The organism is Tenacibaculum aquaeponti (assembly GCF_057221555.1).
Genome location: NZ_CM170147.1, coordinates 2,156,468 through 2,181,134, shown reverse-complemented (window position 1 = coordinate 2,181,134; position 24,667 = coordinate 2,156,468). Strand labels below are relative to the sequence as shown.

Here is a 24,667-nt window from a genome sequence, read left to right as displayed (position 1 = left end):
ATGAAAAATAGAAAATTAAATCAATGGTTATGGAAATGGCACTTCATTGCAGGTGTCATTTCCTTGCCGTTTGTAATTGTTTTATCAATTACCGGTGGAATCTACCTGTTCAAATCAGATGTAGAAAACGAAGTTATTCAAGGAATACAAAAATTAATTCCAGAAGAAAAAAGTGAACGATTAAGTTATGATCAACAATGGGAGATCGCTCAGAAAAACTCTAAAAGAAAATTAAATTCAGTAGTTCTTGATGATGGTGATTTAAGTACCGAATTTATAGCCGGAAGATTTGGAGGAAAACAATCCGTATATATTAATCCATATTCAGGAGAACTTTCGGGTACTTTTCAAGCGAAAGATACTTGGATGTATTCCGTAAGAAAGTTACATGGTGAACTTCTTGGAGGAAAAGTAGGAACGAAAGTAGTTGAGCTTATTGCAAGTTGGATGGTTGTTTTAATTTTATCAGGTTTATACATTTGGTTTCCTTTTGTAAGAGGAATTAAAGGTGTTTTCACAGTGCGATTAAAAGAAGGAAAGAGAATTCTTTTTAGAGATTTACATGCAGTTACTGGTTTCTGGATTTCTATTTTATTATTGATTGTTTTAGCTGGAGGTTTTCCTTGGACAGATGTTTTTGGAGGGAATTTTAAGAAAGTTCAACAATGGACAAATACTGGATATCCAAAAACGTGGAGTGGTCGTGGATTAACATCAAAAATAAGAGAAAAAAGATTGTCTTTAGATGAGATGATCAGCATTGCAAATGCACAAAATTTACCGGGTGAAATTACAATAGGTTTGCCAAAATCAACCAAAAGTACATTCTCAGTTACAAATAAAACGTTTCCGCTTGCTGAACAAAAAATGATGCACTTCGATCAATATTCTGGTGAACTAGTTAAGTCTCATAGTTGGAGTGATGTTGGAGTGTTAATGAAAGCTAGAATGTGGTTAATGGCTTTTCATCAAGGAGAGTTTGGAGGATGGAATTGGTATTTAATGTTTGCTATAGCTGTGCTACTAACTTTAATGAGTACTGCGGCAATTTTCTCTTATGTATTTAGAAAACAAAAAGGAAAATTGATTATGCCTAAATCACCAAAGAGTTTTAAACAAAGTTATGGTTTAGTTATTATGATACTACTTTTAGGAGTAATTTTTCCTTTATTTGGAATAAGTTTTTTAATTATCTGGTTTTTAGGAGTTTTAAAAAGTGGTTTGATTTCTGTAAAATCATGATTTTCACAAAATTTTAATAAAGTTGGGTGTAAGGTTTTATAAATTATAGGACGAACCCTTAAATTATAATTTAAAACAATCAATCATGAAAAAATCTATTTTATCAATTGTTGTGTTTGCTTTAGCTTTAGTGTTTTCTAATGAAGTTTTCGCACAAAAATTTCCAAAGTTAGATAAGAGTCCGATGGATGCTGCTACTTATCCTGATAGTTATAAGGTGGCTAATAAATTAGTAAAAGTAATTTACAGTCGTCCACAGTTAAAAGGTAGATCTTTAGCGAAATTAGCTCCTATAGGTAAAGTGTGGAGAACAGGAGCTAATGAAGCTGCTGAAATTACATTTTATAAAGATGTAACTTTTGGTGGTAAGTCAGTTAAAGCAGGAACATATTCTCTTTTTACAATACCAGGAGAAAAAGAATGGACATTTATTTTAAGTACAGCGAAAAATGTTTGGGGAGCTTATTTCTATAAGCAAAACGAAGATGTTGTTAGAGTTACAGGAAAAGTCTCTAAATCTAATTCTTCTGTAGAAGCTTTTTCTATTGTTTTCGATGGAAAAGATGGTGATGCAAATATGCACTTAGGATGGGGGACTACTATTGTGTCTGTACCTGTCAAAGGATAAAATATTATTAAAAGAATCACTTTTAAAAAGCCTTTTAAATTTTTAAAAGGCTTTTTTTGGCATAGTAGTTGTAAAATATCGATTCAGTATAAAAACATTAACTATTATTTATTATGAAAAAAATTTTTACAATTGCTTTGTTTACTGTTAGTTTATTATGTGTTGATGCTCAGTCTATAAATTTTGGTGTTAAAGGAGGTGTTAATTTCTCAACACTTAGAGGAGATAATTTAGATGTAGACAGTAAAACCGGTTTCCACATTGGAGGGATTGCAGAATTAAAGATAGTAGATAAATTTTCGGTTCAACCAGAATTACTATTTACTCAATTAGGAACAAGTGGATCTCAACGTGATTTTAAAACAAGTTATATTTCTTTACCTGTAATGGCTAAGTATTATGTGTTTCAGGGGTTAGCTATAGAAGCAGGTCCTCAAGTTTCTTTTTTAATTGATGATGAATTAAAGAGAAGTGATGGTACTATAGTAGATACAAATGTTGAAGATTTTGATTTTGGATTAAATTTCGGAGTTGGTTATAATTTTAATAACGGTATCTTTTTTCAAACAAGATATACATTAGGAATTACAACTGTTCAAGAGAATCCTGATGTTAAAAATGGAGCATTTCAATTATCTTTAGGGTATCAATTCTAAAATCATTAGAATGATTATAAGCTCTAATTCTTGTTAGCTTAAAAAAAAACATCATCTAAAAAATATCGTTTTTAGATGATGTTTTTTTTCTTTAAAGTTTATTCTTACTTAAATGTAAAATGAATGTTGCATTAAATCCAAAATGAAAATTTCCATCATGAAAATTAAAATTATTAGTAGTTTGAGGAATAAATGCATCTTTAGCAAAATTCCTTGTGTTGGTCATATGAAATTGTAATAATAAATGACTTAACTCCCAATTTACTCCAATCATAAAAGGACTATAAGTATCTACAGATTTTACTGGGTTAAATACGGTATAATATTCAGAAACAATAGAAACATGCTGACCAACTTTATACCTAGCCCCCATACCTAAAGCAAATTGATTTTTAGATTGATCTTGAATAAAGTTTTTATTACGAGTAATGAAAGTTGGGCTTATTTGTGCTGAAAATTTAGGGTTAAACTTTCTAGCAATAATTAATTGGCTAGTAAAACCAAACATTCTTTCATTAGTTTCTGTATTATTGTTTCCATAAAAAGGGTTCATTATACCATCAGATTTCATTTGTCTTGATGATATTTCTTGGTAAAAAACCATACTAAATGGACTTTTTTTAGAGTTTTTTTGCTGTCTTAAAAAACGATATTTTATAAATCCATCAGTAATTTTATCATAAGTGCCATAACCAGCACCAAGAGTTAATTTGTCTGTTATCGCGTAATCTAATCCTAAACGAATGTTAACTTCATCTGCTAAAAACCCTTGAGTTTCTCCTTGTTTTCTATTCCAAAATCGATTAAACATAGAAATTTCAAGAGCTCCTTGTTTTCGTGTTTCTATAGAGTGTGATAAACCGATTCGGGTAGTTTTAAAAGTTGCGATTTCATAAACAGGTACATTAGGATATTCTTTATCTAACTTATCCAAAAGTCCTTGAGCATAACTAGTGTAACCCAAAAGTAATGCTGTAACAAATGTGAATGATGATTTAATTATTCTCATAAGGTAAATATTGGAAGTTAAATTTTACAAGTACGATTTTAGCAATGTTATTTGATAAAATAGGTGGTATCTTTATATTGAAATCTTTTACAGGTAAGTTAAACTCACCAGTAAGGTTATAACTATCGGTTGTTTTTTGAATTGTTGTTTTTATTTCAATTTCTTTGGTAATTCCATGAATGGTAACCTTTCCTTTAATTAATTGTGTTTTCGGGGCGGCATTCTCAAGGCCTTCTAAAAGAGTACCTTCAAAGGTTGCTTTCGGAAAAATATCAGATTCAATATAACTTTCATTAAAATGCTCGTGCATTAAATCTTTTTTAAAAACAAATGCTCGCATTAGCATGGTCGCTGCTATTTCTTTTTTATCAAAGTCAAGAATACTTAAAACCTGATTGTTTTTAGCTTCAATATTTTCTACAGAAGCATATGAAAAAAAGGTAACCTGACCTTGCCGAGCAATAAATTGTTGTCCTAAAATATCTCCTACCTTAAAAAAGGAAAGAATTACTAAAAGTCGTAGTTTATTCATGGTTTTTGTTTGTGTCTAAAAAGCAATTTAAAAGAATAACATCTTTTAAATATCCTTTACAAATTCCTTTTATGTACAATTGTTGATTTATTTTTATAGTGTTTGTGTCGATTGTTTCTTTATCATCTAAATCACAAATAATACTCGAAGTGTTATTACTGTTCAGAATAATTGTTCGTCTATTATTTAAATGAGAAATGTTTTTTACGGTGCCATAAATTGTAATAATTTTATTGGTATACTTTTTATCGGATTGTTTTTCGTTTTGCTCAAATTCAGTTAAAAGCTTAGTAGCTGAGATTGTAAATTCCGATTCAGTATTTTTAACACTTTTGCTAAATAATATAACTTGATAGGTAAAATAACCTAAGACTACAAAAAAAATACTTTTAAAAAAGAAGCTATATTTTTTAGCCATGGAGCTATATTTAATTTCTATCAAAGTAAACTAATAATTTTAATTAATTTAGAATAATTTTGGGTGAAAAGGAAAATAGAACCATGAAAAGGGAAAAATGATTATTGATCATTTTATATAAGACCAAATGAAAAAAGACAAATTATATCTATTTACAGTTTTATCAATTACAGTTGTTTTCTTAATTATATCTGTTATTGCAGCAAAGTACTTTATAAAAACAAGTGCTAACCAACTAATAGAAGTACAAGTTGAAACAAGTAAAAGAGAGGCAAATGAAATTGCTAGTATTGTAGATTTTCAATTGGTAAATAATTTGAATAAAGAAGCAGTTCTAGAAAATTTACAAGCGACTATTTTAGGGACAAATTCTAATGCTTGGTTTGTTTCTGTTATAGATTGGTCTGGAAAAAAAGTGTGTTATCCCGATAAAACGAAGCTAGGAGAGATAGAAAAATCGAACTCAAATTTACTACAATCACTTAAAGAGAAAAATAACTCAGAAGATCTATATGATATTTTAGTTGCTAATAGAACTTCAAAAAGCAATGAGGAAAATGTAGAGGTTATTCATACAGTTCCAGTAAAAAGTACCGATTTATTAATCGCAGCTAATGTGAACGTAAGTAGTATCGATAAACAATTACAAAGATTAAAGCGTAATTTTTATATGATTTTCTTACTAATGGGAATATTAGTTATTGTTTTATCATCAGTAGCTGTTCGAATTATAGGAAGTAAATATGAAAAACAATTAGAAGAGAAGTATACTTCTTTAGAGTCTGAAGTTATTAATTTATCTAAATTGAATACCGATTTGGTAAATTATAAAGAGAAAAAAGAGAAAGATTTAGAAATAGAAGCTAAAATAGCTGCCGAACTCGCTACTCAAATAGTAGAAAAAGAAGAAACTGTTTCAGAATCAAGTGAAGTTGAGATAAGTGAACCAAACAGAAAAAGAATCTTAACGTATATGCGAAATGAATTAGTACCAGTATTAATAAACGAAATAGCATATGTATATACAGAAAATACAATTACTTACGTTGTAAATTTTGATGGAAAGAAATCTACATCTAATGCAAGTTTAGATGACATGTATACCAACTTCGATCCAACATTATTTTTTAGAGCTAACAGACAATATATAATAAGTATATCTGCTATTGATAAGATTATAAAGTATGGTAAAAGTCAATTAAAAATTGTTTTAAACTCTAATACTAACGAAGAAATTATTATTAGTAAAAATAAAGCAGCAGAGTTTAAACAATGGTTGAATATGTAAAATGTTTCAATGCTTTTTTTTCCGCTTTAACCTCTTTTTTTAACCGCTCACAAAGTTTAATACTTCTTGTTTATTAGGTTTTAAAGTTATTTGGGATATAATTGAAAATCGAAAAAACCATGAAAAAATTAATTCAACAAACCTTAAGTGCGTTAGCATTAGTGTTCTTTTTATTTAGTTGTAGTAAAGCTGAAGATCAAACTCCAGAAACCTTAACTATAGAAAATAAGATTGAAATTTTAGAGGATGGAAATTGGTTGCTTAAAGGTTTTGAAGACCGAGTAATGTATGCATTCAAAGAAGGGAAACGTGAAACTTTTTACGGAGAAAATGGAGAGTTTTCTCAACCCATACCGGCTACAAATGATTATTTTCCAACAGGAACTAAGTTAACTATTGATTTGAACTTCGGTAATGTTAAAACGTATGATGTTCAATTAAGTTGTAACAATAATATTGTGGAGCTATACGATGAAAACGGAGAGTTAAATAGTACACTGTATAAACAAAATTCAGATTACGAGAATTGTTTAAATTAAACCAAGTTTTTTATATTCTATTATCTAGGATAGTGCCTACCCAGCACTGTCCTTTTTTTATATCTTAAATTTATCTTTGAATTGCTTTAGCTAAAACTTTTATAATCCTGAAATTACCGTAAATTTGCAGCTTAAATTACGTCGTTTTTTTAATGACAGGAATAAAATTAAAGAATGCAATACAATCACCAAGAGATCGAAAAAAAGTGGCAAGAGTTTTGGGCAAAAAACCAAACTTTTAAAGCGAGTAACACTTCCGATAAGCCAAAATATTATGTGTTAGATATGTTTCCTTACCCATCTGGAGCAGGATTACATGTTGGACATCCATTGGGATATATCGCAAGTGATATTTATGCACGTTACAAACGTCATAAAGGATTTAATGTATTGCACCCACAAGGTTACGATTCTTTTGGATTACCAGCAGAGCAGTATGCAATTCAAACAGGTCAACATCCTGCAATAACTACAGAAACTAATATTAAAACATACCGCGGACAGTTAGATAAAATCGGATTTTCATTCGATTGGTCTCGTGAAGTTCGTACATCAAACCCAGAATATTATAAATGGACACAGTGGATTTTTATCCAATTGTTCAATTCTTGGTATAATAAAGATTCAGATAAAGCAGAAGACGTAAGTACATTAATTGCAAAGTTCGAAGCTGAAGGAAATGCAACTGTAAATGCAGTTTGTGATGAAGATATCATTACGTTCACTGCTGACGAGTGGAACGGTTTTTCTTCAACAAAACAACAAGAAATTTTATTACAATACCGTTTAACATTTTTATCTGATACAGAAGTAAACTGGTGTCCAGCTTTAGGAACAGTTTTAGCAAATGATGAAATTGTAAATGGAGTTTCTGAACGTGGAGGTCATCCTGTTGTTCGTAAAAAAATGACACAATGGTCGATGCGAATTTCTGCGTATGCACAACGTTTATTAGACGGATTAAATGGAATTGATTGGCCACAGCCATTAAAAGATATTCAAACCAACTGGATTGGTCGTTCGCAAGGAGCAATGGTTTCTTTTAAAGTTGATGGACACGATGCAAATATTGATGTGTTTACTACACGTCCTGATACGATTTACGGAGTAAGTTTTATGACGTTAGCTCCAGAACATGAATTGGTAGCAAAAATTACTACTGATACACAACGTGAAGCAGTAGAAACTTATGTAGAAGCTACAGCAAAGCGTTCAGAGAGAGATCGTATGGCTGATGTAAAAACAATTTCTGGAGTTTTTACAGGAGCATATGCAATTCATCCATTCTCTGGAAAAAAAGTGCCAATTTGGATTGGTGATTATGTATTAGCAAGCTACGGAACTGGTGCTGTAATGGCAGTTCCTTGTGGTGATCAACGTGATTACGATTTTGCAAAACATTTCGATTTAGAGATTCCAAATATTTTTGAAGGTGTAGATATTTCTGAAGAAGCTTTTGCAGATAAAGAAAAGTCTGTTATTGCGAATTCTGATTTCTTAAATGGTTTACCATATAAGAAAGCGATGAAAACTGTAATCTATGAAATGGAACAACGTGGATTTGGTTACGGAAAAATAAACTATCGTTTACGTGATGCAGTATTTAGTCGTCAACGTTATTGGGGAGAACCATTCCCAGTATATTACAAAGACGGAATGCCTCAAATGATTGAAAAGCAACATTTACCTATTGTTTTACCAGAAGTTGAAAAGTATTTGCCAACAGAAGACGGTAAACCACCATTAGGAAATGCTGATGTTTGGGCTTGGGACACAACTACAAATACAGTTGTTTCAAATGATAAAATAAATAATGAAACAGTATTTCCATTAGAACTAAATACGATGCCAGGTTGGGCAGGAAGTTCTTGGTATTTCAACCGTTACATGGATGCTACAAACGATGGTGAATTTGTGAGCGCAGCAGCAGTTGAGTATTGGAAAGAAGTAGATTTATATATCGGTGGTTCTGAGCATGCAACAGGACATTTATTATATGCACGTTTTTGGCAAAAGTTCTTATTCGATTTAGGTTTAGTTCCTATGGATGAGTTTGCGAAGAAGTTAATCAACCAAGGAATGATCTTAGGAACTTCTGCTATCGTATACAGAGTTGCTGGAACAAACAAATACGTGTCTTTAGGTCTTAAAGACAATTATAAAGTTGATGAATTACAGGAATTACGTGTAGATGTGAAATTAATTAATTCTTCAGATGAGTTAGATTTAGAAGGGTTAAAGAATTGGCAACCACAATATGCAGATGCTGAATTTGAGTTAGAGGACGGAAAATATATTGTAGGTCGTGAAGTTGAAAAAATGTCTAAACGTTGGTTTAACGTTGTAAATCCAGATGATATTTGTGAGGAATACGGAGCAGATAGCTTACGTTTATTTGAAATGTTCTTAGGACCTTTAGAGCAATTTAAACCTTGGAAAACTTCTGGTATTTCTGGAGTATATTCTTTCTTAAAGAAACTTTGGAAGTTATTCCATAACGGAGAAAACTTCGAAGTTTCAGAAGGAGAACCAACTAAAGACAACTTAAAAACATTACATAAAACAATTAAGAAAGTAGAAGAAGATATTGAGAATTTCTCTTTTAATACTTCGGTTTCTACATTCATGATTGCGGTTAATGAGTTCACTGCTCAAAAATGTAATAACAAAGCAATTTTAGAAGAGTTATTAATCTTAGTTTCTCCTTATGCGCCACATATCGCAGAAGAATTATGGAGTAAATTAGGGCATGAAAATTCTATTGCTTTTGCAGTTTTCCCTCAGTTTGATGAAAAACACTTAGTAGAGTCTGAAAAAGAATATCCAATTTCTTTCAATGGGAAAATGCGTTTCAAGCTTAATTTACCATTAGACATGTCGAAAGAAGATATTGAAAAAACAGTAATGGCTCACGAAAAAACACAAGAACAATTACAAGGTCGTACACCTAAAAAGGTGATTATAGTACCTGGAAAGATTATCAATATTGTAGGATAATTTTACTATAAATGGATGTTTGCTAAGCTTTAGTAAATATCCATTTATCTATATGTTTTTGTAGTTTTCTTTCTTGGAAATTGGTTTTTTGTTGAAAAATCACTATCTTATTGACTAATTTATTAAGTTTTTTGATGTTTGTTAATAGGCTTAATTTAAAAGGTTTACAAGATGAAAAAATTAATCCCCATTATGTTTGTTTTCTTGAGTGCCTTCCAGATTCACTCACAAAAGCTAACTCAAGATGTATCAAAAACTACAGTTGTATTTAAAATAAAGTATTTTGGTTCTTATGTAGATGCTTTATTCACAAAAGTGGATATTGATGGTAATTTTAATCAGAATGATTTAGAATCTAGTTTTTTAAATGCAACAATAGATGTAAATTCATTTGACACCAATAATTCATATCGAGATAAAATTTTATCAAAAGATTATTTTGATGTGAAAAATCATCCAACTATTACTTTAAAATCTACAGAGATAGAGAAAGTAGCTATTAACTTATATAATCTCAAGGCAGATTTAAATATTAAAGGAACTATTAAATCTGTAACGTTACCTTTAATAGTCTCAGAAAATGGAAATAAGATTAGTATTAAATCAGATTTTACTATAGATAGGCTAGATTATAAAGTTGGTAAGAGTAGTTTTTTATTGTCTAGAAAAGTGGTTACTAACGTGAACTTTTTAGCAGTTAAATAACTCCTTTTTTATCATCTTTTGTGAATATTTTATATAACTTTTCAAGAATGTTATTCTTATTTTTGCTCTTTTTTTAGAGATTGAGTTTATGGATTTTCACGAGATATTAGGTTATTTGGCAGCTTTTCTAACAACCGCATCTTTTTTACCACAAGTTTATAAAACTTGGAAGACAAAATCTACAGAAGGTTTGTCTCTTAGTATGTATACAATATTCTTTACAGGGATAGTTTGTTGGTTAGTTTATGGAATATATTTAAATAGTTTACCTATTATTTTAGCGAATACTATTACTGGTGTTTCTGCATTTTTACTTATTGTAATGAAATTAAAATTTAAGTAATGAATATAATTTAAGATTATATTTAAAAGAGAAAAGGGTTTTTAATGATCTTATTTATTTTGAGAATTATAGTATTAAGAGGAGTAAAATAAAAGATTTTTAAACTTTTTTAGTATTTTCATTTTCCATACATAACTACACCTTTATTGAAATTTTGCAAAAAAGTACATAACGCAAATTATTATCGAACGGTAGAAGATATTCCAGATAATATCTGGAAAGAACTTAACTGTACAGGTAATTTATATTTTAATCCTAGCTATTTATCAGCGATTGCTAACCATCACAAAAAAATTGATTTTTGGTATGTTGTTTTATTTGATGATCATTACAATCCTATTGCTTTTGCTACAATTCAAGTAGTGAATTTTTATTTAGAGAATGTTCAAAATGAATTACAAAGTATCGTAGATAAAATTAAAAAAATAGGAAGAAAACTTCATTTAATTTCCGATCGAAAACCTTTAAAAATATTAACCTGCGGAAATACTTTTGTCAGTGGGGAACATGGAATATTTATTAAGGAAGGACAAAATAAACAAAAAGTAATTAAACAAATTTCAAAATCTGTTTTGCAGTTAGTAAATGACAAAGCTCATTTTAATTATAGAATTCATGGTTTTATGCTAAAGGATTTTGTAAAAGAGTCTTTATTTATTAGTGATGAATTACTAGAATATAATTATCATTCTTTCAATGTAGAACCAAATATGTTAATGCAGATAGATAAAGATTGGTCTGATTTTAATGATTATTTAGGAGCAATGAAAACTAAATTTAGAGTAAAAGCTAAAAAAGCTATGGAGCGCAGTTTTACTTTGAAAACTATAGATATTAACGAATATAATATCAATATTTATTTGGAAGATTTATCAAAGCTATATAAAAACGTATCATCTAAAGCTGGGTTTAATTTAGGAGTGTTTAATTTGTATTCTTACAAGGCTTTAAAAGAAAATTTACAGCAAAATTATATTATAAAAGGGTATTTGTTAAATGGTAAATTAATAGGTTTTTTATCTGGTATTATTAATCAACTAAATTTAGATGCACATTTTGTAGGTATAGATTATACTTACAATAGAGAGTTTGCTATATATCAAAGAATGTTATACGATTATATTTCTATAGCAATTTATCATAAATTATCTCAAATTAATTTCGGAAGAACAGCAAGTGAAATAAAAAGTTCGGTAGGAGCAGAACCTCAGGATTTAACGATTTATTTCAGACATAAAAATAGTATCCCAAATAAGATTTTAAAATATTTTATAGATAAAATTCAACCTACTCCTTTTCAACAAAAGCACCCTTTTAAAGCCAAAAACCTTGTTAAGCCAAACTAAAAAGAGTACTTTTAACTAATAAATCAACCTTATGAAGAATACTACAGAACTCGTAAATATTCTTACACTTGAAGATCAAGGAGATAATAATTTTAGTGGAATAAGTAAAGATATTGGCAGTCCAAATGTATTTGGAGGACAAGTTTTAGCACAATCTTTAAATGCAGCTACTCGAACAGTAGATGCTAAAAGAATTTTACACTCTTTACATTCTTATTTTTTAGAACCAGGGAATTTAGAACTACCTATTATATATAATGTGCAAACTATTCGAGATGGTGGAAGTTTTTCAACCAGAAGAGTTACTGCACATCAAGGTGATAAAACCATTTTTATTTTGGCGTGTTCTTTTCATAAAAGAGAAGAAGGTTACGAACACCAAATGCCAATAAAGAAAGAGATGAAACAACCTGAAGATTTGTTAAGTTGGACAGATATGTTAGATCAGTTTGGTGATTTTCTTCCTAAAAAAATGAAAGCTTTTTTAAGTATAGAAAGGCCAATAGAGTTTAAACCAGTTCAAGTAGTAAACCCTTTCGATCAAAAAGATTTACCACCAGTTGTTGATGTATGGTTTAAATTAAAAGGAGATTCTAAAAATTTAAGTTTAGCACAAAAACAACAAATATTAACTTATATATCAGATTATAATATTTTAACAGCTTGCTTATATCCAAATGCAAGTAAAGCACATTTCGGAAATACACAGATGGCGAGTTTAGATCACTCTATGTGGTTTTATCGTGATTTCGATTTTAGTGATTGGATGTTGTTTTCAGTTGAAAGCCCGAACTCTTTTGGAGCTAGAGGGTTTGCTTGTGGAAATATTTATACAAGAGATGGAAAATTAGTAGCTTCTGTAGCACAAGAAGGTTTAATGAGACCAGCAAGAAAGAAATAAAATTATGAGTCCTTTTTTATATGTATTGTCAGTAAATGGATTATTATTCCTATTTAGTTTAATTTTTCATTTTTTTCCTCCAAAGAAAATTAATTCTTTTTATGGTTATCGAACTTTTCGAACCATGCAGAATCAAAAGATTTGGGATTTTGCTAATGGTTATTTTAATAAACAGTTTTTGTTATACTCAGGAATTTCCTTTTTAGGAGCCATAGCGTTAGTGTTTATCAATCCTGAATTAAGTTGGCAACCTATGGTTTTATTAGTATTGTGTTTAGCTGTCTCTGTGGTTAAAACAGAACAAGAATTAAATAAATTTTTTGATAAAGAAGGTAAAAAACTTAAAAAATAATTTTATTTATACTCTTCTTTCAATAATAAAATATCATCAATAATTTTCTTGATGTTTTCAAACTTTGTTCCGTCGTATATACCTCGAATTCTTTTTTCTTTATCAATTAAGACGAAATTTTCAGTATGTATAAAATCTTGTTCACCACCGTCACCTTCATCTAAAACAGCACAATAACTTTTTCTTGCTAATTCGTAAATATGTTTTTTGTCGCCAGTAACTACATTCCATTTTTTATCGATAATTCCCATACGTCTACTATATGCTTTTAAAGCAGGAACAGAATCTTTTTTAGGAGTAACAGAATGTGATAAAAAACGAATATCATCATCATTTTTAAAATACTCTTGTAATTCAACCATATTAGTTGCCATTGGAATACAAATTCCTTTACAAGTGGCAAAAAAGAAATCTGCTACATAAATTTTCCCTTTATAGTTTTCTTGAGTAATTTTTTCTCCGTTTTGATTGATTAGCTCAAAATCTGATATTGTATGATTTTTAGTAAACATACGGATTGATTTATCAACTAATTTCGGATTTATATCAGCAGGGTTGTAAATAGGTAGCTTTTGATCAACTTTAACTAAGAAATAATAGCAAGGTAAAACAATTATAGAAAAGAAAATAAGAAAAATAAAAGTGTATTTCGATTTTTTAAAAAAAGCAACATTCATTATAAGTAGCGTAATTATAATGCAAAAATACAGCTTAAAAAAAGGGAATCCTAAAATCTTTGTTAAAACATATGAAAGAAGAAAAGCCGAATTTTTAGAACTCTACTTAAAAGTGTACATTTGTTAAATTTTATAGAAAAGACACTACAAACCATTTATGGAAATATTTATAAAAGCATCACAGTTTATTTTAAGTTTATCATTACTTATTGTTCTTCATGAATTAGGACATTTTATACCTGCTAAACTATTTAAAACCAAAGTAGAAAAGTTTTATTTGTTTTTCGATTATAAATTTTCCTTATTTAAAAAGAAAGTAGGAGAAACTGTATATGGGATTGGGTGGATTCCTTTAGGAGGTTATGTTAAAATTGCTGGAATGATTGATGAAAGTATGGATACTGAACAAATGAAAGGAGAACCACAACCATGGGAATTTCGTTCAAAACCAGCTTGGCAAAGACTTATTATTATGTTAGGAGGTGTAATTGTGAATTTCATTTTAGGAATTTTAATTTATATCTGTTTAATGTGGGCTTATGGGGAAAAATATTTGCCAAATGAAAATGTAGTAGATGGACTTTGGGTTCAAGATCAATTGGCTGAAAGTTTGGCTTTAAAAACAGGAGATAAAGTAATTTCTGTTGATGGAGTAAAAATAAATAAATTCAATCAAATACCTATTGAGTTAATCAATGGAGAACGTTTTGTAATTGAACGAAACGGAGAAAAAATTGAAAAAGAAGTTCCTGTGAATTTTATTTCTATGTTGGTAGATAGAGATAGAGATGCAGGGAGTTTTATTTTACCTAGATATCCTTTTGTTATTTCTTCAATTAGTGATAAATCTGCAAATAAAAATTCTGGTTTACAGCCTAAAGATATTATAATAACTATTGGAGGAACTCCTATTAAGTATTTTGATGAAGGTAAAGATATTTTTGCCAAATTAAAAGGTACTAAAACAACAATAGAAGTAAAACGTGGTGAAGAGAAAAAAACTATAGAAGTTCAGGTTAATGATGAAGGGAAATTAGGTGTAGGTTTAGCTCAATTACCATTAAAAGATTTAGAAAGATTAGGATATTATAGTTTAGAAACTAAGACTTATTCCTTCACAGAAGCAATACCAGCAGGTTTAAATAAATCATGGAGTACTTTAACGGGGTATATAAAACAACTTAAAAAAATATTTAATCCAAGTACAGGAGCTTATAAAGGTTTAGGAGGATTTATCTCTATTGGAAGTATTTTTCCAGCTGAATGGAGTACTCAAGCCTTCTGGAATATTACAGCCTTTTTATCAATTATGTTAGGTTTTATGAATTTATTACCTATTCCTGCTTTAGATGGTGGACATGTAGTATTTACTTTGTGGGAAATGATTACAGGAAAAAAACCTGGTGATAAGTTTTTAGAATATGCACAATTATTAGGTTTCGTTATATTATTAGCTCTTTTAATCTTTGCTAATGGAAATGATGTTGTGCGTTTAATAAGTAGTTGGACGAAATAAAATTCGTCCAAACTTAATTATGTAGCTGTCTTTACTTTTAATGAAAAATTAAAGAGGCTTACCCAATAATAATCTTTTCTACAATCTAAACAATTGTAAAATTTTAAGAAAAAGATATGTTTTGCAATACCTATTCTTCTTTTTCTTATGCGGTTATTAGAACCACAATGTGGACAAGTTTTCATGAATTTTATTTAGTAGTTAGTATAATTCCCCAACAGTTAAAATTAATTCATAAAAAATATATTGAATAAAAAAAAGAAGGGGATTTTTCCCCTTCTTTTTTCTTTATGAAATATTGTTAGTTTTATTAGTTCTTGTAATGGCTTGTTCGTTTTTCCAATCAATCCATTTCTGACCTTTTATTCGTCGCATTATATTATCGATAGTTCGCATAATAAACACATTGTAAACTGCTTTTCCAAGGTTTTTAGGGTTTCTAGCTATAGCACGAAGACTCATAGAAAAACCTGGTGTTATGTAGCGCATATAATGCCAATAACCTTCTGGCATATATAAAACATTTCCATGTTCTAATTCTGCAACATGACCTTTGGCATGTTTCAATGCTGGCCATTTGTCAAAATCAGGATTATTAAAGTCGATATCTTCTCTTGTAATTAACGAATGTGGTATTTTATAAAGATGTTTATTTTGCTTTTGATCGAACAAAATACATTTCTTTTTTCCTTCAAAATGAAAATGAAAGATATTAGCTAAATCAATATCATAATGCATGAATGTATACGAGTCTCTTCCTCCAAAGAATAACATTGGTAAACCTTTCATTAATCGTAATCCAAAATCAGGGTAAGAAAAATCTTTTTGAAGCACAGGTACTTCTTTTAAGATGTTCCATAGGAAAATTCGAAACTTAGTAGGTTCGCGTTTTAACAAATCTACATATTCACTCATTTTCATTTTAGCGTGAGGTTCGTTAAAACCATCTTTATAATCTACAGGTCTATCGTCGTATAAAGGAACAGTTTTATCACCAGCAATCTCTTTCATATATTCTAAAGACCATTTAGAATATGCAGGCCAATCTTCAATAAAACGCTCAATAACTACAGGTTTTTGAGGCTTGAAATAGTTCTTGATAAAGTCTTCTTTAGTAATAGTTTCAACTCTATCTATTTGTTCCAATTGTAATCCCATTAGTCAAATTTTGATAACCGCAAAGTTAAGAAAACGTTACGAAACCTTTTTTAAAAGTAATTGTTAAAATAAATTATCCTATTTATATTATCTATTTTAAGCTTTTACTTGTTTAGCTTCTTGTTTTTTAACCTCATTTCTTTCAATCGTATGACCTGGTCTTGTCCATTTTGGTTTTTCACCTAAATCTTTATATTGAGAATCTTCTGCCTCAACTGTTTTAGGTTGCATTTTCTTGATAAATGGCTTTTGAGGATTTAAACCAAGTAATTCGAATAACTTCATGTCTTCGTTTACATCTGGGTTTGGAGTAGTTAATAACTTATCTCCAGCAAAAATAGAATTCGCTCCAGCAAAGAAACACATGGTTTGTCCTTCCTGGCTCATTTGCGTTCTACCAGCAGATAAACGTACTTGAGTTTCTGGCATTACAATACGAGTTGTTGCTACCATTCTTACCATTTCCCAAATAGAAACAGGTTTTTGATCTTCTAATGGAGTTCCATCAACAGCAACTAATGCATTAATTGGCACAGATTCTGGTTGTGGATTTAAAGTAGATAATGCAACTAACATTCCTGCTCTATCTTCAATAGCTTCACCCATTCCAATAATTCCACCAGAACAAACCGTTACATTGGTTTTACGAACATTGTCAATAGTTTCTAAACGATCTTCAAAACCTCTGGTTGAAATTACTTCTTTATAGTATTCTTCAGATGAATCTAAATTGTGGTTATATGCATATAAACCAGCTTCAGCTAAACGGTGTGCTTGGTTTTCTGTAATCATACCTAAAGTACAACAAACCTCCATATCTAGCTTATTAATTGTACGAACCATTTCTAACACTTGATCGAATTCTGGTCCGTCTTTTACATTTCTCCAAGCTGCACCCATACAAACTCTAGAGCTTCCAGAAGCTTTAGCACGTAATGCTTGAGCTTTAACTTGGTTAACACTCATTAAATCATTTCCTTCAACATCTGTATGATATCTTGCTGCTTGTGGGCAATATCCACAATCTTCTGGGCATCCTCCTGTCTTTATAGAAAGTAATGTAGATACCTGTACTGTATTTGGATCGTGGTGTTTACGATGAATAGTTGCTGCGTCATATAACAGCTCCATCATAGGCTTATTATAAATTGCTAAAATTTCTTCTTTCGTCCAGTTATGTCTAGTCTCACTCATATAGTCGTCATTGTTTGCGTTATCAAAAGTAGGAAAACTAATTGTATTATTATACTATTTTGAAATTAAAACTGATACAGCATTTCCTCCAAAACCAACGGCATTTATTATTATTTTTTGAATCTTTTTAGGTTTCTTTTGAGCTTGAGCAAAAGGAACTTCTATTAATTTTTGATGTGTTAACATTAATAAGCCTAATTCAAAATTTAAAAGTCCAGATGCTCCAAAAGTGTGTCCTAATTTCCACTTATTTGTAGTTAAAAAAGGTTGGTGATCTCCGAATACTTTTTTAACTGCATTTATTTCTGATGAATCTCCCTTTATAGTTCCTGGTGCGTGCATTACAATTGCATCTACTTCGCTTAGGTCGATGTTTTTACACGCCATTTTCATCGATTTTTGAAAACATTCAGCATCAGCAGTAACAGATGTATTATGTTTTAAAACTTCAGTAGCATAACCGATACCTTCAATTTTTGCTACAGTTTTATCAGAAATTTCATTTTCTAAACATACAACAGCAGCGCCTTCACCTAGTATCATGGTATTTTTGGTTTTGTTCAAATCAAAGGCCTTACAAGGATAACCTTCAGTTTCTTTTGAATACACTTTAAGTGCTTTCATTTGCGCTACGGTAAATTCAGTTAATGGAGCTTCACTTCCACCAACTAAAAATTTATCACATAAACCAGCTTGTAACCAGGCAACTCCATTCAAAAGAGAATGTAATGCTGTAGAACAAGTAATAGAGTGAGATATTTCTGGTCCACTACTTTTTAAATCATGAGCAATCCAAGAAGAAATATTTCCTAATGTTGTTGTTGGAGAACTTAAGGTGGAAGAAGTTCCATTCTGTAAAAATTCTTCGTGATATTTTTCGAATAAAGCTGTAGCACCTCTAGAAGATCCGATATTAATACCAAAGTCGTCACCAGTTTTCCAGTCTGCTTTTTCTATAGCTTTTCGTGAAGCATAGATAGCAAAGAGAACAGTATTGTCTAGATTTTTATATTTATTATCAGACTTTTTTAATTCTTCAATAGCTTTTAAATCTTCATCTGAAATTTTAGAGACCCATTCAGAGAAATGTTTAAACTCTTTTTTGGTCATTCGATGATTGTCATCCAAATAACTTGTCCATACTTCTTCAGAAGTTTTTCCTAGTGGAGAAATTGAAGCAAAAGCTGAGATTGATATTGGTTTCAAAACAAAAAATTTGAGCAAAATTAAGCTTTATCTAATAAAGAAACTTTAATTTATATCTGTTTTAGCTTTAATTAATAAAAACTAAACAATTTCAAATAAAATGTTGTAACAATATAAAATTAAATTAGTCTTATTGAAAAAAATATATGAATGAAAGATCTCAAAAAAGTTGGTTAGGTAGAAATTGGCCTTGGGTATTACCTGTAGGATGTTGCTCTGGTTGTTTAATAATGATACTAGTATTTGTTTTTGGATTTGGAGCTGTAATATTTGGTGTAGTTAATGAGTTTGTAGATTCTTCTCCATTAGATGAAGTTACTGAAATAGCAAAACAAAATAGAAGAGTTGCCGAACTATTAGGTAATGATATCGAATCGAAAGGGTTTCCTAATGGAAACATTTCTATAAAAAATGATGGAGGAGAAGTAGATTTTTCTATTCAGATAGTTGGAGAAAAAGGAGAAGGAACTTTAGTTGTAAAAGGAATTCGTGTCGATAAAAAATGGGTATACGAAGATTTATATGTGTTGATTAAAGAAACAGGAGAACAAATTAACTTATTAGAAAAGGAAAAGATTCTAGAGCGTATCTAGAATCTTTTTTGATTTTAAAATTTTAAATAAGCTAGGTAACCAACTTGAAACTGACTAAAACCATTTGTTTCTTGATTAGCCGTGTTTGTGTATCTATATCTAAAAAAGAACTTATTATCACTATTTATATTAGGAGTGTAAAATGTTGAAAGTTCTATTCCATGTAACCATTGTCCATCATTTTGTACTGTAGAAAAACCGTTAAAATCAGTTCCTTTAGGAATTAAGATTTTGTTTGGCCTATATATTAGTGCACCACCAAAACGTTCTTCAGGTCGAATTCTTACTTTGGCTTCAGGGTATAGGTTAAAATAGCCAACATTTTTATTAAATTGAGTACTAGTATTAATAACTCGTGTTCTACCATAATGAACACCTCCGTTTAATTCAAAACGTAATTTAGAATTAGGTACATCGAATGTAAAAGCATTTAAATCAAAGCCAATAGAAGTGTTTTTGTAACGTATTAAATCTAAATATGAAATGGTGTTATTAGATAAGGTTAACTCTTCCTCTCTATCTTCTATTCTAGCCCAATTAAAACTAGGTTTCACATAATTTACCCAACCTACATTTCTACCTCTCGATCCTCTAATTAAATAACGTCTAGTCCAAAGAGGAATTAATTTTTCAATTTCAACTTGAATTAAACCATTTGGGTCTGCTTGATTGAAACCTATAAAATCACTAAAAAATCGAGCGCCTAAAATTTTTGAAGATTTTTCTTTTTTTAGCTCTAAACTAAATTCTTTATTTAAATCATCTTGAGGAAGAGAAATAGTTTGGTTTTTTGGACTAAAATCTAAACGGTCATTTTGATGTTTTTGTATATACATTTTTATAACATCTGTTACAGGTATAGAAAAAATTGCTTCTCTACCTTCATAATACGTTAATTCGTAATTATGTAAATCATCAAAATCTGTTCGAGAACTAAAGCCTAAAGGAAATGCATTAACGAATTTCAATTCTTTATTTGTGATATCTGAAATTTGTTTTACCAAAGGTTCATTGTAAAACTTATTCATATATTCCTTTACTTGTTGAAAAGACAAATCTGGATTAGTTCCTGGTTTAGCGTAATTTTTCCATACTAAATCTTCCGGAATAAGCGCTTTTTTTACTTTACCTGTAATAGTGATATGTTCTATGAATCCATTATTAATATCCAGTTGAATGTCATCGATTTTAAATTCATATAAAGGAATGTCTAAGATTTGTTTCCTTTTATTTACAATATATTGATCAATTTTTATTTCTAAATCCCTCTTTTCTTTTTCAATTTTTTTAGTTGTTTCTTTTACTTTAAGCGAATATTCTTTTTCTAAATCTTTAAGCTTCGTTTTTAGTTTGTTAGATTCGTTTATTTTTTCTGTTACTTCTCTCTTTTTTTTCTTTAATGTTAACTCTTTGCTCTTTAGTAATTCATTAGAAATTAAGTTGTTAGTTAGGTCATTTAAACTTAGTATGCTATCTAGTGTAGAATCTGTTAATTGTTCTTTGAATGTGTTTTTGATGTTTTCAACTCTTTGTTTTAGTTTTTTTTGTTCTTCTATTTCGGTTTCAAGTTGATTTGAATCTGATTCTAAGTTAATTACTTGATAATCTAGTTCTAAGATTTTATTTTGAATTGAGTTTTTATCTAGATCAATTTTTTTGCGAAGGTCATTTTTAATTATCTCAGTATCCTCTATTAAAATTTTTTTTGCCTTTAAATCTTTTTTGTATGTGATATAATTTTTAAAAATATCATCTCCTTCTAATAGTTGATCCATTTTATAAGCATTATATTCCTTTTTAAGAATTTTTCGTATTTCGTGTCTTTCAAATTTTTTTAACTCTTCGAATTTATTGTTCTTGATATAATTAACAAAATCAGGGTTTTTAAAATTGGCAGTGTCTAAATCAGATTTCTTTTTATTATCAATGCACCTTGCGAGTTTATAAAAATCTGTACTACCAGAAATTTTTGTAATATTTACATCTAAAGCATATTTCAATGTTCCAGCTACAGGTTCCGTATCGTATTGAAATGCTGTAATTATAAGTGCGTTGAAAAACTGATATATGTTACGAGTTTCTTTTTCATAATCTTCTAAATTTACTATTTCATTTTCAGAAATTACTTCATCATCTTCTTTTCCTTCATAACTATTTATTGCAATTATAGCTTCTTTAAGTTTACTTTTAAAAATTGTTTCTATAAAAGGAGAAACATCAAAACTAATATTTTCACCTTCTTTATTTTTAAATGATAAATTCTTGTCGTTTTTTAAAGAAAAAGTAATGTTGTTAGCAGATTTTGCAGAAGCATAAATCAATATGGTTTTATCTTCTTGCGTAAATGTATAAGGTTGAATTTGCTTTTGAGCAATAACAATATACCCTATAGCTAAACAGAATAGAGTTAGTTTAAGTCTCACTGTAGATTAAGTAATTGGTTAACAGTTATCTAATCTACATTGATATGAAAGTAGTTGTACAGGAAAAACACCCTTTTTTTAAAAAAACACCTATAAATAGGTATTTAAAACATATTCAATTGTAGAATACACTTTTTCTAATTGTTTATCTGTAATTACATATGGAACCTGAATGTAAATTGTATTTCCTAGAGGTCTTAAAAACACACCTTCTTTCATAAATGAGGATAATAATAAGTCTCTTAAAGTTCCATAACGTTCCATATTTGTGTCTAAATCTAAAGCGAAAATTACACCAATAGATCGGGTTGATTTTACTTTAGCGTGTGTTTTAATTTTTTCACTAAACGCAATATGTGATTTACTAATTCGCTGAATATTTTCTTTAATTTCTTCTGAAGTTAATAAATCTATACTTGCAATAGCAGCCGCACAACCTATTGGATTTGCAGAATAGGTATGACAATGGAAATATCCTTTAGCAATATCGTTACTTAAGAAGGCATCGTATATTTTCTGGGTACAAGAAGTAATTGCCATTGGAACTAATCCGCCAGTTAATGCTTTACTCAAACAAATGATATCTGGTTTTGTAGCTACATGATCTGAAGCAAAGTTTTTTCCTGTTTTACCAAAACCAGTCATTACTTCATCTGCAATAGTTAAAACATCATTGTTTTTACAATATTCAATAATTTGATTTAATCCTTCAATATTGTGAATTTTCATTCCAGCAGCTCCTTGAACAATAGGTTCGTAAACAAAAGCAGCTATTTTATTATTGGCTATAATTTCAGATAATTGTTCTAAGATTTCAACATGATTCTCTCCATTTGGTACTGGAATTCTATGAATATTAATTAGAAAATCTTCAAAAGGGCCATTATAAACTGAAAGTCCAGACGTAGACATGGCTCCGAAAGTGTCTCCGTGAAAACCATTTTCAAAAGCAATAAAAGTAGTACGCTTATCTCCAATATTGAAATAATACTGTAAAGCCATTTTAATTGCAGACTCTACAGCTGTTGAACCATTATCGTTAAAGAAAATTTTAGCTTGATTTTCAGGAAGAATTTGAATCAGTTTTTCTGAAAGTTCTACAGCAGCAGGGTGAGTAAAATCACTAAACATGATTTGATCTAATTGCTGCATTTGCTGATAAACACGATTGGTAATAAAATCGTTACAATGGCCAAACATGCATGTGTACCAAGAGGAAATAGCATCGATATATTCGTTACCATGTTCATCTGTAAGTATACATCCTTTGGCTTTTACAATTCCTAAACTATTCGGGTGTGTTTGGTGTTGTTTTAAAGGATGCCAAATGTGTTTTTTATCGCGTTCTTGTAGTGTCATGGTTTCATTTTATTAATTAACGTTATGCTGACCTTAATTCATCATTATGAGATACAGAAATTAATTCAGGGTGACGTTTACTAATTTTTAGCAAAAATAGTTGTTTTAATAAGATCTAGAGATTGCCGTCATGCTGAACTTGTTTCAGCATCGCATAAAAATTAATATTCTAGTGTTTTTAAAGTTGGATTTACCTTTTTAATCAAGTTTATTTTCCATTCTTTACGCCAATTCTTTAGTTGTTTTTCTCTTGAAATAGCTTGGCGAATGTCTGAAAACTTTTCAAAGTAAATTAAATCTGATAAATTATATTTTTTAGTAAAAGCAGAACCAACTCCTTGTTTATGTTCTAGAATTCGTTTTTCTAAATTGGAAGTAACTCCAATATAAAAAGTCGTTCTATATGTGTTTGTAAGTATGTAAACAAAGCTTTGTTTCATCATTATGAGACCCTGAAATAAATTCAGGGTGACGGTTTATAAGTTTCAAACAAAAATAATTGTTTTAATAAAACCTAGAAATTGCCGTCATGCTGAACTTGTTTCAGCATCACATCAAAAAAAGTAAGCTTTAGATATTCTAATAAAATTAGATGTTTTACAACTTATCTTTAAACAGTTCAGCGTATTCTTTAATTACATTCTGATCAATGTAAGGTTCTTCTTCAATTCTTCCAATTACGGGAACTTCACTCATTTTTTTAATGATACTTTCTGTGGTTGGATGCTCATCTCCACTAAAAATTAAAGAAATATCAAAACCTTTTTCTTTCAGTAAATTTAAAGTCAATAAGGTGTGATTAATACTTCCTAGATAATGACGAGAAACTACAATAACTTTATAATCTGGTTGAATTAAATCTAAAATAGTATGGACATCGTTTAACGGAACTAAAAGTCCACCCGCACCTTCGATAACTAAATTATTTTGAGTTTCTGGAGCTTTAATTTGATTGATGTCAATCGTGATTCCATCAATTTCAGCAGAAGCATGCGGACTCATAGGTGTTTGTAACGCATAGCTATTTGGATGAAAAACAGATTTTTTGTTCGTTACTAATTTTTCTACTTTATGTGTATCTGAATAGTCTAAATCGCCAGATTGGATTGGTTTCCAATAATCAGCCTCTAAAGCTTCTGTAATAATTGCAGAAGCAACAGTTTTTCCTACTTCTGTAGAAATACCGGTGATAAAATATTTTTTCATTTAAAGATTGTTTTACAATCGTTACAAATTAATTTTCGTGGTTCAAAAAATGGGAAAAGCATGTGAAAGAAATTCTTTCGCTGTACATCGGCTACTAAAATCCTTGTAGAATTACAATTCGGACAATGAATGGCATTACCTTTATTGTCGGTCTCATAAGTCCTGATATCGTTATAAATTTCTGAAGCTTTTTTTAAATCTTGATTAAAAACTAAAAGTTTTACACCACCAATAGCTTGACTAATCAATGGATCTGAATCTATCGTAGTTTCATCCATTAACATGGTTCTAATGTTTTCAGAATCTAACTTAGATTTCACCAATTGAGCTTCAGTGGAATATTCAAAAACAGCTAAAATTGTATAATCTTCTCTCATCT

General features: G+C 29.7%; 25 protein-coding genes. 13 read left to right on the top strand and 12 right to left on the bottom strand.

The window, feature by feature from the left end; translation table 11 throughout:
• The 3 genes from AC2TEO_RS09800 (at nt 1) to AC2TEO_RS09790 (ending at nt 2,526) form a co-directional block, all read left to right on the top strand.
• Nucleotides 1–1,242: a PepSY-associated TM helix domain-containing protein gene (locus AC2TEO_RS09800; RefSeq protein WP_442264645.1), complete on the top strand. Its 1,242-nt coding sequence runs from the start codon at nt 1–3 to the stop codon at nt 1,240–1,242.
• A gap of 85 nt (nt 1,243–1,327) precedes the next feature.
• Nucleotides 1,328–1,870: a DUF2911 domain-containing protein gene (locus AC2TEO_RS09795; protein WP_442264644.1), complete on the top strand. Its 543-nt coding sequence runs from the start codon at nt 1,328–1,330 to the stop codon at nt 1,868–1,870.
• 113 nt (nt 1,871–1,983) lie between these two features.
• Nucleotides 1,984–2,526, top strand: coding sequence for a porin family protein (locus AC2TEO_RS09790; protein WP_442264643.1), 543 nt, complete (start codon nt 1,984–1,986; stop codon nt 2,524–2,526).
• A 91-nt stretch (nt 2,527–2,617) separates the two neighbouring features.
• Here AC2TEO_RS09790 and AC2TEO_RS09785 read toward each other — a convergent pair whose 3' ends face one another.
• From AC2TEO_RS09785 to AC2TEO_RS09775, 3 genes are read right to left on the bottom strand one after another with little or no spacing between them, the layout of a single operon-like run.
• Nucleotides 2,618–3,535 carry a DUF5777 family beta-barrel protein gene (locus AC2TEO_RS09785; RefSeq protein ID WP_442264642.1) on the bottom strand — a complete coding sequence of 306 codons (918 nt, stop codon included), beginning with the start codon at nt 3,533–3,535 and terminating at the stop codon, nt 2,618–2,620.
• The gene (locus AC2TEO_RS09780; protein ID WP_442264641.1) at nt 3,522–4,067 is read right to left on the bottom strand and encodes a YceI family protein; all 546 of its coding nucleotides are present in this window, start codon (nt 4,065–4,067) and stop codon (nt 3,522–3,524) included. The genes AC2TEO_RS09785 and AC2TEO_RS09780 overlap by 14 nt, the downstream gene beginning before the upstream one ends.
• Nucleotides 4,060–4,485, bottom strand: coding sequence for an OB-fold protein (locus tag AC2TEO_RS09775; protein WP_442264640.1), 426 nt, complete (start codon nt 4,483–4,485; stop codon nt 4,060–4,062). Before AC2TEO_RS09775 ends, AC2TEO_RS09780 begins: the two co-directional genes overlap by 8 nt.
• 127 nt (nt 4,486–4,612) lie before the next feature.
• Here AC2TEO_RS09775 and AC2TEO_RS09770 point away from each other — a divergent pair, with 127 nt between their 5' ends.
• The 8 genes from AC2TEO_RS09770 to AC2TEO_RS09735 all read left to right on the top strand — a co-directional run bounded on the left by AC2TEO_RS09770 (nt 4,613) and on the right by AC2TEO_RS09735 (nt 12,956).
• Nucleotides 4,613–5,773, top strand: a complete 1,161-nt coding sequence (locus AC2TEO_RS09770; protein WP_442264639.1) for a LytR/AlgR family response regulator transcription factor — start codon at nt 4,613–4,615, stop codon at nt 5,771–5,773.
• 119 nt (nt 5,774–5,892) lie between these two features.
• The gene (locus AC2TEO_RS09765; RefSeq protein ID WP_442264638.1) at nt 5,893–6,312 is read left to right on the top strand and encodes a hypothetical protein; all 420 of its coding nucleotides are present in this window, start codon (nt 5,893–5,895) and stop codon (nt 6,310–6,312) included.
• A gap of 174 nt (nt 6,313–6,486) precedes the next feature.
• Nucleotides 6,487–9,309 carry a leucine--tRNA ligase gene (gene leuS / locus AC2TEO_RS09760; protein ID WP_442264637.1) on the top strand — a complete coding sequence of 941 codons (2,823 nt, stop codon included), beginning with the start codon at nt 6,487–6,489 and terminating at the stop codon, nt 9,307–9,309.
• Between the two features lie 171 nt (nt 9,310–9,480).
• Entirely contained in the window at nt 9,481–10,014 is a 534-nt protein-coding gene (locus AC2TEO_RS09755; protein WP_442264636.1) for a YceI family protein, read from the top strand.
• 88 nt (nt 10,015–10,102) lie between these two features.
• Nucleotides 10,103–10,357 (top strand): SWEET family sugar transporter, encoded by a 255-nt coding sequence (locus AC2TEO_RS09750; RefSeq protein WP_442264635.1) that lies wholly within the window; start codon nt 10,103–10,105, stop codon nt 10,355–10,357.
• A gap of 146 nt (nt 10,358–10,503) precedes the next feature.
• A complete protein-coding gene (locus AC2TEO_RS09745) occupies nt 10,504–11,703 on the top strand; it encodes a GNAT family N-acetyltransferase (RefSeq protein WP_442264634.1) in 1,200 nt (399 codons plus the stop codon).
• Between the two features lie 31 nt (nt 11,704–11,734).
• Nucleotides 11,735–12,604, top strand: coding sequence for an acyl-CoA thioesterase (locus AC2TEO_RS09740; protein ID WP_442264633.1), 870 nt, complete (start codon nt 11,735–11,737; stop codon nt 12,602–12,604).
• Nucleotides 12,605–12,608: 4 nt separating this feature from the next.
• Entirely contained in the window at nt 12,609–12,956 is a 348-nt protein-coding gene (locus AC2TEO_RS09735) for an SdpI family protein (RefSeq protein ID WP_442264632.1), read from the top strand.
• Nucleotides 12,957–12,958: 2 nt separating this feature from the next.
• On the opposite strand, the gene AC2TEO_RS09730 is transcribed toward AC2TEO_RS09735, so the two are convergent.
• Nucleotides 12,959–13,633: an SCO family protein gene (locus tag AC2TEO_RS09730; RefSeq protein ID WP_442264631.1), complete on the bottom strand. Its 675-nt coding sequence runs from the start codon at nt 13,631–13,633 to the stop codon at nt 12,959–12,961.
• A 157-nt stretch (nt 13,634–13,790) separates the two neighbouring features.
• Between AC2TEO_RS09730 and rseP the strand changes: the two genes are divergently transcribed.
• Nucleotides 13,791–15,149, top strand: a complete 1,359-nt coding sequence (rseP, locus tag AC2TEO_RS09725; protein ID WP_442264630.1) for an RIP metalloprotease RseP — start codon at nt 13,791–13,793, stop codon at nt 15,147–15,149.
• A 288-nt stretch (nt 15,150–15,437) separates the two neighbouring features.
• On the opposite strand, the gene AC2TEO_RS09720 is transcribed toward rseP, so the two are convergent.
• From AC2TEO_RS09720 to AC2TEO_RS09710, 3 genes are all read right to left on the bottom strand, one after another.
• A complete protein-coding gene (locus AC2TEO_RS09720) occupies nt 15,438–16,307 on the bottom strand; it encodes a cupin-like domain-containing protein (protein ID WP_442264629.1) in 870 nt (289 codons plus the stop codon).
• 96 nt (nt 16,308–16,403) lie between these two features.
• Nucleotides 16,404–17,501, bottom strand: coding sequence for a biotin synthase BioB (gene bioB / locus AC2TEO_RS09715; RefSeq protein WP_442264628.1), 1,098 nt, complete (start codon nt 17,499–17,501; stop codon nt 16,404–16,406).
• 54 nt (nt 17,502–17,555) lie between these two features.
• The gene (locus AC2TEO_RS09710) at nt 17,556–18,707 is read right to left on the bottom strand and encodes a beta-ketoacyl synthase N-terminal-like domain-containing protein (RefSeq protein ID WP_442264627.1); all 1,152 of its coding nucleotides are present in this window, start codon (nt 18,705–18,707) and stop codon (nt 17,556–17,558) included.
• Nucleotides 18,708–18,853: 146 nt separating this feature from the next.
• On the opposite strand from AC2TEO_RS09710, the gene AC2TEO_RS09705 reads away from it, so the two are divergent.
• Nucleotides 18,854–19,300: a cytochrome c oxidase assembly factor Coa1 family protein gene (locus AC2TEO_RS09705; protein WP_442264626.1), complete on the top strand. Its 447-nt coding sequence runs from the start codon at nt 18,854–18,856 to the stop codon at nt 19,298–19,300.
• A 14-nt stretch (nt 19,301–19,314) separates the two neighbouring features.
• On the opposite strand, the gene AC2TEO_RS09700 is transcribed toward AC2TEO_RS09705, so the two are convergent.
• From AC2TEO_RS09700 to AC2TEO_RS09680, 5 genes are all read right to left on the bottom strand, one after another.
• The gene (locus AC2TEO_RS09700) at nt 19,315–21,723 is read right to left on the bottom strand and encodes a coiled-coil domain-containing protein (protein WP_442264625.1); all 2,409 of its coding nucleotides are present in this window, start codon (nt 21,721–21,723) and stop codon (nt 19,315–19,317) included.
• 90 nt (nt 21,724–21,813) lie between these two features.
• Complete coding sequence (gene bioA / locus AC2TEO_RS09695) at nt 21,814–23,082, bottom strand: adenosylmethionine--8-amino-7-oxononanoate transaminase (RefSeq protein WP_442264624.1); 1,269 nt, start codon at nt 23,080–23,082, stop codon at nt 21,814–21,816.
• A gap of 161 nt (nt 23,083–23,243) precedes the next feature.
• Nucleotides 23,244–23,525 (bottom strand): GIY-YIG nuclease family protein, encoded by a 282-nt coding sequence (locus AC2TEO_RS09690; RefSeq protein WP_484730856.1) that lies wholly within the window; start codon nt 23,523–23,525, stop codon nt 23,244–23,246.
• A 154-nt stretch (nt 23,526–23,679) separates the two neighbouring features.
• A complete protein-coding gene (gene bioD, locus AC2TEO_RS09685) occupies nt 23,680–24,288 on the bottom strand; it encodes a dethiobiotin synthase (RefSeq protein WP_442264622.1) in 609 nt (202 codons plus the stop codon).
• A complete protein-coding gene (locus AC2TEO_RS09680; RefSeq protein WP_095068966.1) occupies nt 24,285–24,665 on the bottom strand; it encodes a putative signal transducing protein in 381 nt (126 codons plus the stop codon). Before AC2TEO_RS09680 ends, bioD begins: the two co-directional genes overlap by 4 nt.
• Between the last annotated feature and the right edge of the window lie 2 nt (nt 24,666–24,667).